The following is a 12,151-nucleotide window of genomic DNA, read 5'->3' as shown; positions in this document are numbered from 1 at the left end:
TCGTCAACCCTTTTTTATTTAACAAATAAGTTTAAACCACTTCTACTTGTAATATAAATAGGCATTAATACGTTATACACATTTTAAACTATTAGTTATATTTGCTTATCATGAAAAGAAGCATACTAACCATACTCTTTATGATTACGTTCGCTGCTATGGCACTGGCACAGCCTGACCGCTCTTCCGGGGGGCTGGTCATACCCCGGAGCGATAAGCCGGTGACCGCTCCTGATCCTTCGCCAGCGCCTTCAGGATATGTGAGCCCTTTCAATACCGATCCATTTAAAAAAGAAATTAAAAGTACTTTATGGGTAGGCACTGAAGAGAAACCCCGGACTGTGCTGGAAGAAAAAAACAATTTCACAACAGGCGGCAGCGAATATGCCAGCCGTGTAGCGATAAAGCCAAAAGGCGAATCCAGCGATGCATATAAAGGAAATATTGATTATGGTATTATCAGGACAAAATCGCCTTATATAATATTATCAGCCTATGATTTTGGCGCTGAAGACGGTGACAGGGTAAAAGTTACCGTTAATGATGTTGTGGTGACCTACAACATCACATTGTCTAATTATACCCAGGCCATTATCATAAACCTGTCAGAAGGATTTAATGACATCCGTATTGAAGCCCTTAACCAGGGAACCCTTGGGCCAAACACCGGAGGTTTTACCATCTATGACAACGCTGAAAAAAAACTAAAAAATAATGAATGGAACCTCGCAACAGGATTTTATGGAAAGTTCCTGGTGATAAGAGAATAGTGCGTGTTCCTTGTTTAGCATGATACAGCAGGGTTTAACTTTAGCTTAAAAACCAGGCCATCTGCCTAACTTTATATTTACAAAATGTTCTTTTTTTAAATATGTTTCCATAAAATACCCTTAACTGTGGCTGTGTATTTTTGACATCAAACAATTAACTATTATGATGACACAGCTTACAAAAAAATCACTGGTAATCTTTGCTGCTTTAGGCCTCACAATGGTGGCCTGTAAAGATGATGACAGCAACAGCAACAACACACAAAGCATTAATGAGCAGATTGATTTCAGCTCACATTCCTCTGTTCCGCCGCTGGTTAAGCCAATGCCGGGATTTGACAACCTGCAGATAAGCTCGCTTATCAGTTCGCCTGACCAGCTTGCCCAGTCTCCGGGGTTCAAGTATGGCCCGCAGCCTGATGGTGGCGGCCTGATGCAGGACCCGGACAGTGATGGATACATCATGATTACCAACCATGAGATCATCCAGTCAGTATCGAGGGTATATCTTGATAAAACCTTTAAGCCTGTAAAAGGCGAGTATATTGTTGATGCAGTTGGGGGTATGACACGCCTTTGCTCAGCTACACTTGCCACTCCTGAAGTTCATGGTTTTGGCCCTATGTTCCTTACTGCCGGTGAAAGCGGGCAGGAAAGTATGGTGCACGGTATAGACCCGTTAGGACTGGCCTCTGAAAGGAGCAGGAACGACAGGACGTTGCCGGCGCTTGGAAAAGCAAGTATGGAAAATGCCGTACCGCTGCCCAAACAGGCTTTCCCGGGCAAAACTGTTATCCTTATAGGTGAAGACCAGTTATACACTACGTCTCATATTAGTGCAGGACAGCTTTTAATGTACATGAGCAACTCTCTGGGCGACCTTACGAACGGAAAACTATATGCCCTTAAGAGGACTAACAACAACCAGGTTGAAATGGAAATGCAGCCCGGCAGCACTTATGACGTTTCATTTGTAGAGATACCAAACGCAAAGAACATCAGCGGGGCAGAGATCAATACACTAGTTAACAGCCTTGGCGCAATTCGTTTTTCAAGGGTTGAGGATGTGGATTACAGGAAAGGTACTGCCGCTAACAACCGTGAAATATACTTTACGGCTACAGGCCAGGCATCATCAAACCAGCCAGTTGCAGGTTACACTATGTGGGGCCGTGTTTACAGGCTTAGGATGAGCGAGAACAACCCGCTTGCGGGTACGCTTGAAGTAGTGGCAGAAGGAGACAGCACTCCGGGTACCGGGCTTATCAATCCTGATAACATCACTGTTACTGAAAATTTTGTTTACATCCAGGAAGATGGCGACAGCTACTACACTGCTGCCCAACACGATTCTTACATATGGCAATATAACATCAACTCAAGGGCTCTGAAGCCCTGGCTGACCATGAAACACGACAGGGACGTACCTTCATGGAACAGTACTTACAACACCACTGGCGAAACGCGTTATGGCAGCTGGGAATATGGTGCTATGGAGGATATATCTGACCTGATAGGAGTGCCGGGTACGTTTATAATAAACCTTCACCCGCACACCTGGCAAAAACCTGAATTCCAAAATGCTGACGGCAGCGGCACAACCACTAACAAAGAAGGTGGCCAGACTGTAGTTATAAGGAATGTGGAAAGATAATTGTTCTTATAATAACCTGTAAACAACCCTTTTTTTGGAAAGGGTTGTTTTCGTTTTAACTACACAATGAAACCATTACAATACTTAATATTATTCATTATACCAACCCTATTCTTTTCATGCAGCGAAAAAGAATATAAAAGGACAATAAAGCAGGACATCCTTACTGAAACTGACCTGCTTGAAAAAGATATAAATACATTTATTGCTGCTGCAGAAAAAAATGCCGGAACACGGCAACTGCAGGCCCAGTATAAAAAGAGTAAACTGCAATACAAAAAACTGGAGTGGGCTGTAGAATATTTTATCCCGGCAAGCGCGCGTTTTATGAACGGCCCCGCCCTTGATGAGCTTGAACTGGAAGAAAACAGGGAATTTCCGCCCCACGGTTTCCAGGTTATTGAAGAACTGCTTTTCCCGGAATTTGACAACAGTAATCAAGAAGAACTGGTACGTGAGCTAAAGGTATTGCTAAATTATTCCCGACAGATACGAAAGCATTTTGATGCTATTACTATAAGCCCTGATTATGTTATGGATGCTACAAGGCTACAGGTGTATCGCATCATCACTCTTAGTATTACAGGTTTCGATTCGCCTGTCGCTTTCCTTTCCATACCGGAAACAAGCGCTAGCCTCGCATATATCCCTGTTATTATCGAACAGCTTGATGCCGGGCTGCCTGAACGGGAAGATGAACTGCGAGGCCTGATTAACAATGCTGTTGCCTATTGCGACAGAAACCGGGACTTCAACAGGTTCAACAGGGCCGAATTTATAACCACGCACCTCAACCCAATATCGAAAAAGCTATATGAATTTCAAAAAGCGGCAGGTATAAGGAATGTTGTCCGAAACAGGGCATTAAAGGCAGATGCGGCTTACCTTTTCGCAGAAAATGCTTTTGATGTTGATGCTTTTATACCTTCGCAGGAATATAAATTTACGCCTGAAAAGGCTGAATTAGGTAAGATGCTGTTCTATGACAATGCCCTTTCTAAGGATAATAACCGTAGCTGTGCTACCTGCCATAAACCTGATAAAGCATTTACCGACGGGCTTAAAACCAATATTTCCCTTACCGGGATAAACCTCAGGCGCAATACTCCTGCCCTTACCTACGCATCATTACAGCACGGGCAGTTTTGGGACCTACGGCAGCCTGACCTTGAAAAGCAGACGGTAGATGTAATACAGAACCGGGAAGAAATGCATGGCTCTATGGATGTTATCCTAAATAAAATTATAGCCGACAGCAGGTATAAAGAAGGTTTTAAAAAAGCATTCAAAACTGATAAACCGGAAGCATGGCAGGTACAAAATGCGCTTGCCAGCTATGTGCGCTCCCTTAACAGCTTTGATTCAAGATTTGATGACTATATGCGTGGCAACAGCAATAGCCTTACTGCTGAAGAAATTGAAGGGATGAATCTTTTTATGGGTAAGGCAAAATGCGCCACATGTCATTTTACCCCCATATTTAACGGGACTGTGCCGCCTAATTTTGTAAAGACAGAGCACGAAGTTATAGGCACACCTAAGGATAAAGCCGGCAGGCAGCTTAGCGATGATAACGGCAGGTATATTTTTAACAAGATGCCACAGCTGAAAGGCGCATTTAAAACACCGGGGCTGCGCAATGTTGCAATTACGGCACCTTACATGCACAATGGCGTATTTGATACCCTGGAAGAAGTGGTGGATTTTTACAACAAAGGGGGCGGGCTTGGTATGGGCCTCCCGGCAGAAAACCAGACACTGCCATTTGATAAGCTAAGCCTTACTGATAAAGAAATGAAAGCATTAGTGGCATTTATGAAAACACTGACAGATAAGCAATATGAAAAATAAAAGGGACTGTCTCAAAGTGCTAAACAGGATCTTGTCATTTTGACGAAAGAAGAATCTTATTGAATAAATTGAGATTTTTCATTTTATTACATTACATTCAGAATGGCATTTTTGAGACAGTTTCATCTTCTTATTCTATAAGCTATTGCCTCTCACAATACCCACAATATCAATTCCCTTTTAATATAGTAAATATTCTATACTGCTTGTTTCTACTACGCCAATGGTGCAACTTTTGAGAATAGCAATGTATAGCATCTTTAATAATATGTTACTTCTTTGGAAATCCCGCTATCACCAGTGTATCTAGCCGTGGCAGGGCTATTTTTAAAACGTAAAATTCTCTCCTTACCATTATTGTCCACTTCAATATAAAGACTTCCATAATTATTAGCCTCCACTTTTAAGCTAAAGCGTACCTTCTTTGGGTTTTGAGCATTAATTTTTTTATATAAATCCCTTGGCAATAAAATATGGGTGTCATATCTCAAGGTATCGTTTTTTTTCCGCCATGCCATAACCATATCCGCCGGCAGTTTTCTTTTTGACATTACTTCGTTATTTATAGAATTGTAATAAACCGTCCCATCTAATGATGAGTATAAGACGTCGAAAACATCAAATTCAGGGTTAGGACTATTAAAATCAAAATAGATATCATACTCCTTTTCATTTTCAGCCCAAACTTCATAAGGAATCCCAAAGTGCCCCCAATACGTTTTGAATTTGTACCAATATTCACCCTCTTTGTATTCAAAGTCGTTACCGGGATTAGCGACCTCGCCTTTTAGTTGCGCTTTTGCAATTTCAACTAAAATGATGTCGTCTGAGCTGATAAACTGAGCCCATACCCTAATCCACCCACCGGGAGCCATGCCTACTATTATATGACCTATATCATTTTCTTTATCAAGACAATATTTTTTAAACAATATGAAGATCTTATTGTATGGCAGCAGTACTGTACCTTCAAATTTTAAATTTTCTACTGCGCTGTAATATCGAATAGTTGCACTGCTTGGCAAATTTTTATACCTATCACCCGACACTACTGTGCCATAGCCAGACCCCCAGCCGTTATCAAAATTAGTTAGGCTGCCGTTCCCTGAATATTGCAAGTCCACACTACAGTCCCCAACCGGGTAATATTTTGGGGCTGAAATACCGGCTTCCCACATGAATTTATCGACCGGTATAGAATTTCGCTTATCCTGACAGGAGATATATAAAAGTATCACCATTGCCCAAGAAAAGTGTTTAACTAGGGTTCTCATTTTGGAAAAGCTAATGTGTAATTTATAATAAATGCTATTATTAAGGGTTTACAACAACATAGTTTATAGTTTTCTTTGTCATTAATTATTCCAAACTTAAAGTTATCTGCCCGTCTTCATCAAGGGTAATATTCTGTTCTTCATCCCCGGACAGATTTTCTTCGCCTTTCACTTCCATTTCTTCAGGGACCTCTTCTGCAGGCTCTTCGTAAGGCAGCGGGTCCAGGAGGTTTATCTGTTTTACCTTATCGGTGGTGAGCTGGTTACCCTGTGCTTTTATACCTTTTACGGCTATGAAATTTTCAAGGTCAACTGTCAGGTTCTCTTTTTGCACCCCTTTTACTTTAGAAAATATTACTTCAGCAACAGGGCGGTAATCAGTTGAAACTATCTCCAGTTGGGAATTCGGATGATCGCTTATAAATGTTTCTTCTTTATTTTCATTCTCTACAAGGAAGCGTTTCACAAAATAACGTTCTTTTTCACCATCATAATAAATAGCAGAAACAGGCTTTTTAGGATGCCATTTCTCCAGCACTATCATTCCTTCATCAAAGTGTGTGGTAAGTTCAGGTATGATGGTTTTAAGCTTGCCATTCTGGTTGATGATAAGCAGCCTGTCGTTTGGCCTGAACTCGCCCAACAGCTCTCCCCTTCCGTCAACATTAAGGCGCTGCACGGTATCGTCAAACCATATCCTGCGTGGCTTGAGCGTAGAAATTCCTTTTTCTTTAAGCTCTATCTTCTTTATAGGATATTTAGTTACCGTGTTACCCCTGGACTGCCTGCCTTTAATCGCAAGATTGGCAAAATCAAGGTCAAATTTCAGTTTTTTAACGCTACCCACCTGGCGCAGCAAAATAGTAACAACCTCAGCCTCACCATTTGGATTACCTGAAAAGTACAGCACCTGTGAGCCTTTATTGCCCTGCGTAAGGTCGTATAACTTATCTCGGGTGATACCCGATACATTAAAACGTTTTACATAAGAAGGCCCGGATTTTCCATCACGATAAATCATGTTGTATATCGTACGTTTATCACCTTTGTCAAAAACGGCAACGTGTATAATGTCTTTACCTACAAAGGTTTTAACATCAACCTTTGTTACCATCATACTGCCATCGCGCAGGAACACGATTACATCATCAATGTCACTACAATCGGCTACATATTCATCTTTTTTAAGGCCGGTACCAATAAAGCCTTCCTCTCGGTTTACGTATAGCTTGGTATTGCGCAGTACAACTTTAGTAGCCTCAATATTATCAAAGCTGCGAAGCTCGGTCTTGCGCTCACGGCCTTTGCCATACTTATCTTTAAGGTTTTGGAAGTAGCTGATGGCAAACTCTATAAGATGCTCCAGGTGATGTTTTACCTGAGCTATTTCGCCTTCAAGCGCTTCTATCTTTTCCTGTGCTTTATCAATATCAAATTTAGAAATACGCTTAATACGGATTTCTGTAAGCCTTAAGATATCGTCTTCGGTAACAGGGCGCTTCAGGTGCTTCGTGAACGGTTTCAAACCTTCATCAATAGCGCGTATAACCCCCTCCCAGGTTTCCTCCTCTTCAATAAGGCGGTATATTCTGTTTTCAATAAAAATACGCTCTAATGAAAGGAAATGCCATTGTTCCTCCAGTTCGTCAAGCTGAATCTCGAGCTCACGCTTTAGCAGGTCAACCGTACGGTGTGTTGAGATACGAAGCATCTCACTAACACCAACAAAATACGGCTTATGATTTTCAATGACACAGCCAAGTGGCGCTACCGATGTTTCGCAGGCCGTGAAAGCATATAGCGCATCAATAGTCTTATCAGGCGACACACCCGGCGGGAGGTGGATAAGTATCTCCACCTCGGCAGCGGTGTTATCTTCTATTTTTTTTATTTTGATTTTACCCTTCTCATTTGCCTTTAAAATACTATCTATTAAGGTCGAAGTATTCGTGCTGAAAGGTATCTGCGTTATTACCAGCGTACTTTTATCTAACTGCGATATTTTGGCACGTACCCGCACACGGCCGCCGCGCATACCATCGTTGTAGCCTGAAATATCGGCCACACCTCCCGTAGGGAAATCAGGGTACAGCGTAAACGGCTTGTTCTTTAAAACTTTAATGGAGGCATCAATCAGCTCATTAAAATTGTGGGGCAATACTTTGGTAGATAAACCTACGGCAATACCCTCTGCTCCCTGCGCCAGCAGTAGCGGAAACTTAACCGGAAGGTTTACCGGTTCGTTCTTACGCCCGTCATACGACAGCTGCCAGGTTGTAATTTTTGGGCTGTATAATACCTCCAGCGCAAACTTGCTTAAGCGTGCTTCAATATAACGTGAGGCGGCAGCGCCATCGCCCGTAAGGATGTTACCCCAGTTACCCTGCGTATCGATAAGCAGGTCTTTCTGGCCAATCTGTACAATAGCATCGCCAATAGAGGCATCGCCGTGCGGGTGGTACTGCATGGTGTGTCCCACAACGTTAGCCACCTTGTTGTAGCGGCCGTCGTCAAGTTCTTTAAGTGAGTGCATTATCCTTCGCTGCACGGGCTTAAAACCGTCTTCAATTGCCGGCACCGCACGCTCCAGGATAACATAGCTGGCATAATCCAGGAACCAGTCTTTGTACATACCTGTTACCTTGGTAATGGTATCGCCAGACTCAGGATCATCCTGCCTCTCGTAAAAATGTTCCCCTTCAAAGGGTTTTAAATTTTCGTCTTCGTTCATTTATATATAAACGCTTTTCTTATAAAAAGTTTTTCCAACCCTTTTAATATGATCTTTCAGGCTTTCGGAATTTAGCTTATCATATATGGAAATATCAAATAAATAAGGAATATAACTGTCTTCCAAATCATTATATAATTTACTAAAATCTTTTTCTGAAACGTCTCCTAACAACGTAATATCAATATCTGACCCTTCCCTGTAATTGCCTTTTGCTCTTGAGCCATAGATGATTACTTCCTCAATAGATTCGCAACTACTAAGAATCTTAATTATTTGCCTGTAGCTATCAGGATAAATGCCAAACATTATAAATAGGTTTTCATTTTTTCTTCAAATTCTGTAAATATTGGTAAATACTCGGTAAAAATAATTTCCAGTATATCCAAAATCTCTTCCTCATCATAAATATGTGAAGTTTTATTTCGGTTTTTTATTGTGTCAAGCCAAATATCTCCTCTCGAAAGCAAACCGCTGTTAAAAGCCGCTTTAATTGTATCACGGCTGCCATATAATTCAGTTTTACCCTGATGCTCTAAAAAATCTTTCATCACTTTCCACGAAAGTTCCTGCGATACTTCAAATGCTTGAACTACTCCTTGAAGTTCCAGTTCTGTAAACGCACGTTCTTTTCGTAATGCATGAGCGTTTTTTAGCTGCTTAAGTGCGTTTGTAAAATTTTGGAATCGCTGCTTCCAGCGTATATCTTTATCTTCGTTCATAAACGCAATTATTAACAGATTGAAACCATGTATTGAAAATCATGTGCCTACTCCTCCACCACATCAAGCTCCACTTTAAGGTTATTAATGATAAAGTCCTGCCTGTCCGGCGTATTCTTGCCCATATAAAACTCAAGCAATGTCTGTATTGATGTTGCATTGTCCAGCATTACCGGGTCCAGCCTTATATCCTGGCCGATGAAGTGCTTAAACTCATCAGGCGATATTTCACCCAAACCTTTAAAGCGTGTTATCTCCGGTTTGCCTTTCAGTTTTTCAATGGCTGCCCTGCGCTCTTCCTCGCTGTAGCAGTATATGGTTTCTTTTTTATTACGCACACGGAAAAGCGGCGTCTGCAAAATGTACAGGTGGCCTTCCTTGATAAGCTCCGGGAAGAACTGCAGGAAGAATGTTATGAGCAGCAGGCGGATGTGCATACCGTCAACATCGGCATCGGTTGCGATAACAATGTTGTTGTAGCGCAGGTTTTCCATTTCCTCTTCAATGTCCAGCGCGGCCTGCAGCAGGTTAAACTCTTCATTTTCATACACGATCTTCTTGCTCATGCCATAGGAGTTGAGCGGCTTACCCCGAAGGCTGAATACCGCCTGCGTATTAACATCCCTTGACTTGGTTATAGACCCTGAAGCCGAGTCACCCTCTGTAATAAACAGTGTACTCTCCAGGCTGCGTGGGTTCTTGGCATCGGTAAGGTGCACACGGCAGTCACGTAGCTTCTTGTTATGCAGGCTGGCCTTTTTGGCCCTGTCACGCGCCAGCTTGCGTATACCTGATAGTTCCTTACGCTCCCGCTCGGCCTGTAATATCTTTTTGAGCAACGCGTCGGCCACGTCAGGATTGCGGTGCAGGAAGTTATCGAGCTTGTTCTTGATGAAGTCATTCACAAAGGTACGTACGCTGGCCAGCCCCGGCCCCATTTCGGTAGAACCCAACTTGGTCTTGGTCTGCGATTCAAAGACCGGCTCCTCCACCTTGACACTTATGGCACTTACTATGGATTTACGGATGTCTGACGCTTCAAAGTTTTTGTTGTAAAATTCCTTGATGGTGCGTACAATTGCCTCCCTGAACGCTCCTAAATGCGTACCGCCCTGTGTAGTGTTCTGCCCATTCACAAACGAATAATACTCCTCACTGTACTGGGTCTTGCTGTGAGTCATGGCAATTTCTATATCATCATCCTTCAGGTGGATAATGTCATATATGCGGTCGTCTTCGCTTATGGTTTCAGCAAGGAGGTCTTTAAGCCCTTCTTCACTGTAATATTTTTCGCCGTTGTAAATTATTGTCAGCCCCGTATTGAGGTAACAATAATTTTTCAGCATTTTTATAATGTACTCGTTGCGGTACTTGTAGTTTTTAAAGATAGTTTCATCAGCTACAAAGGTTACTTTGGTTCCTTTGCGTTTGGTCGTTTCCACCAGGTCTTCTTCATGGGTAAGCTCCCCGGCTGAGAATTCAGCTGCTTTAAGCTGCCCGTCCCTTACCGATTCAACCCGAAAAAAGTTTGACAGCGCATTCACTGCCTTAGTACCCACACCGTTAAGGCCTACTGATTTTTTAAAAGCTTTGGAGTCATACTTGCCGCCGGTATTCATTTTCGACACGACATCTACCACCTTACCCAGCGGGATGCCCCGGCCAAAGTCGCGTACGGTTACGGTCTTGTCTTTTACGGTAACCTCAATGGTTTTGCCCGTTCCCATTACAAACTCATCGATAGAGTTGTCTATCACCTCTTTCAGCAGGATGTAGATACCATCATCGGGCGAAGAACCATCGCCCAGCTTCCCGATGTACATGCCGGGACGCATGCGGATGTGCTCTTTCCAGTCGAGTGAACGGATGTTATCTTCAGTGTACTGATTCTGCTCCAGCATATGTTTTTTATGGATTTTGTGCTAATGTACTATTTCTGCACAAAATATTAAAGCCGGATGAAAGAAACTTATTAAAAGTATCTTAACATCCGCGTGATATTTTAGAACCGTCTGTCAGCTTTTTACAATCCTGTATGAGGCTACCGACCGTTGGTTGATGTATACAGTCAAATATCCACCGGTATTGCTGCCAAGTGGTATTTCAAACTCCGCAACATCGCCGTCCTGCTTAGGCTGCACTTCCTTAAAAGCCGGGTCTTTTGTGAAACGGTAAGCTATCCGGTCACCGGGCTTTAGGTTTTTGATTTTAAACGGTACGGTCCCGGCTACTGTATAAGCTACCAGGCCCCTGCCCGGGGCCATAAACCTGAAGCCTTCCATAAGATAACTGCCGTAGTATAAAGGAAATGAGGCAAAATCATCCTTGTCAGCATTTGTCAGCAGCCACTTTTCATTATCAGGATAATGATTAAGTACAAAATCATCAGGGCTGGTAAAGAAGTAGCCGTCATTGAACCTGAAATCGAACTTAAGCGGCTCGCCTGTAACCGTACCCGCACCCCACGTGACATCCAGCAGTTTCCACTGCCCGTTGATTTTTACAGCGTTCCATGCATGATCACTGGCGCCGGGTGCCTTGCCAATATGTGTAGGGTGCGATTTAGAGGTGCCGGGTATAATAACCGCTTCGAGCCCAACGCTTTGCGCAAGGCTTTCAAATAACGTAGCGTAGCCCTGGCATACCCCTTTTCTGGTTTTTAAGGTTTTTATGGCAAGGTCATCTTTAAATTTACGCTCTTTAGCCATTTTCTCTTCCTGCGTGCGGAATGAATAGGCAACAGGCCGCTCCGCAATAGTATAGGCTGCAAGGTCATACTTAACATTGGTGGCTATCCAGGTAAAAATGGCACGGGCTTTTTCATCGTCACGGGTAAAGTCGGTATTGATTTTATCTGCCAGCCTGGCTACAGAGTTAAAAGATTTTGGGTAGGATTGTACTATTTTGTCTACATTTTAATAATCCTGGGCATTAAGCGCCAGGCCTGTGAGTAGAGTGAATAGTGTATTGATGGCAAAAAATTTAGTTTTCATGCCGATTAATGGGCAAAAAGGATGCCATTATGTATAGGATTATATTGGTCTACTAGCTTAGGTTGTTGACGGCAAAGGGCAGGCCTATTGATGGCACCTAGCCCTGATGGGAGCGGCATCCTCCCCGCCGCCGCGCTTATGGCGGCGGGGAGATAT

General features: G+C 42.8%; 9 protein-coding genes. 3 read left to right on the top strand and 6 right to left on the bottom strand.

All coding sequences use genetic code 11. From position 1 onward, the window contains the following. Positions 1 to 110: 110 nt before the first annotated feature. From CHU92_RS04650 to CHU92_RS04640, 3 genes are all read left to right on the top strand, one after another. Positions 111 to 770: a hypothetical protein gene (locus CHU92_RS04650; RefSeq protein ID WP_129583010.1), complete on the top strand. Its 660-nt coding sequence runs from the start codon at positions 111 to 113 to the stop codon at positions 768 to 770. Between the two features lie 163 nt (positions 771 to 933). Further along, complete coding sequence (locus CHU92_RS04645) at positions 934 to 2,424, top strand: PhoX family protein (RefSeq protein ID WP_243389553.1); 1,491 nt, start codon at positions 934 to 936, stop codon at positions 2,422 to 2,424. Between the two features lie 66 nt (positions 2,425 to 2,490). Next, positions 2,491 to 4,275, top strand: coding sequence for a cytochrome-c peroxidase (locus CHU92_RS04640; protein ID WP_094413088.1), 1,785 nt, complete (start codon positions 2,491 to 2,493; stop codon positions 4,273 to 4,275). A gap of 260 nt (positions 4,276 to 4,535) precedes the next feature. On the opposite strand, the gene CHU92_RS04635 is transcribed toward CHU92_RS04640, so the two are convergent. The 6 genes from CHU92_RS04635 to CHU92_RS04610 all read right to left on the bottom strand — a co-directional run bounded on the left by CHU92_RS04635 (position 4,536) and on the right by CHU92_RS04610 (position 11,863). Further along, entirely contained in the window at positions 4,536 to 5,516 is a 981-nt protein-coding gene (locus tag CHU92_RS04635) for a DUF2931 family protein (protein ID WP_165764586.1), read from the bottom strand. 118 nt (positions 5,517 to 5,634) lie between these two features. Continuing rightward, on the bottom strand, positions 5,635 to 8,280 hold the full coding sequence (locus tag CHU92_RS04630; RefSeq protein ID WP_094413084.1) for a DNA gyrase/topoisomerase IV subunit A: 2,646 nt from the start codon (positions 8,278 to 8,280) through the stop codon (positions 5,635 to 5,637). After that, entirely contained in the window at positions 8,281 to 8,589 is a 309-nt protein-coding gene (locus CHU92_RS04625; RefSeq protein WP_094413082.1) for a nucleotidyltransferase family protein, read from the bottom strand. Next, positions 8,589 to 9,002 (bottom strand): nucleotidyltransferase substrate binding protein, encoded by a 414-nt coding sequence (locus CHU92_RS04620; protein ID WP_094413080.1) that lies wholly within the window; start codon positions 9,000 to 9,002, stop codon positions 8,589 to 8,591. The genes CHU92_RS04625 and CHU92_RS04620 overlap by 1 nt, the downstream gene beginning before the upstream one ends. Before the next feature lie 47 nt (positions 9,003 to 9,049). Beyond that, positions 9,050 to 10,903: a DNA topoisomerase IV subunit B gene (locus CHU92_RS04615; protein WP_094413078.1), complete on the bottom strand. Its 1,854-nt coding sequence runs from the start codon at positions 10,901 to 10,903 to the stop codon at positions 9,050 to 9,052. Positions 10,904 to 11,017: 114 nt separating this feature from the next. Continuing rightward, positions 11,018 to 11,863 (bottom strand): transglutaminase domain-containing protein, encoded by an 846-nt coding sequence (locus CHU92_RS04610; protein ID WP_262494636.1) that lies wholly within the window; start codon positions 11,861 to 11,863, stop codon positions 11,018 to 11,020. Between the last annotated feature and the right edge of the window lie 288 nt (positions 11,864 to 12,151).

Origin of the sequence: Flavobacterium cyanobacteriorum (assembly GCF_002251835.1) — a bacterium.
GTDB lineage: Bacteria > Bacteroidota > Bacteroidia > Flavobacteriales > Flavobacteriaceae > Flavobacterium > Flavobacterium cyanobacteriorum.
The sequence above is the reverse complement of the archived record's forward strand: the minus strand, read 5'-3'. Positions and strand labels throughout refer to the sequence as shown.

Bases quoted from the DNA above. Each gene is read 5' to 3' on its own strand.
- CHU92_RS04615 (WP_094413078.1), bottom strand. From the start codon at position 10,903: ATGCTGGAGCAGAATCAGTACACTGAAGATAACATCCGTTCACTCGAC.
- CHU92_RS04625 (WP_094413082.1), bottom strand. From the start codon at position 8,589: ATGTTTGGCATTTATCCTGATAGCTACAGGCAAATAATTAAGATTCTT.
- CHU92_RS04650 (WP_129583010.1), top strand. From the start codon at position 111: ATGAAAAGAAGCATACTAACCATACTCTTTATGATTACGTTCGCTGCT.
- CHU92_RS04635 (WP_165764586.1), bottom strand. From the start codon at position 5,516: ATGGTGATACTTTTATATATCTCCTGTCAGGATAAGCGAAATTCTATA.
- CHU92_RS04640 (WP_094413088.1), top strand. From the start codon at position 2,491: ATGAAACCATTACAATACTTAATATTATTCATTATACCAACCCTATTC.
- CHU92_RS04620 (WP_094413080.1), bottom strand. From the start codon at position 9,002: ATGAACGAAGATAAAGATATACGCTGGAAGCAGCGATTCCAAAATTTT.
- CHU92_RS04645 (WP_243389553.1), top strand. From the start codon at position 934: ATGATGACACAGCTTACAAAAAAATCACTGGTAATCTTTGCTGCTTTA.
- CHU92_RS04630 (WP_094413084.1), bottom strand. From the start codon at position 8,280: ATGAACGAAGACGAAAATTTAAAACCCTTTGAAGGGGAACATTTTTAC.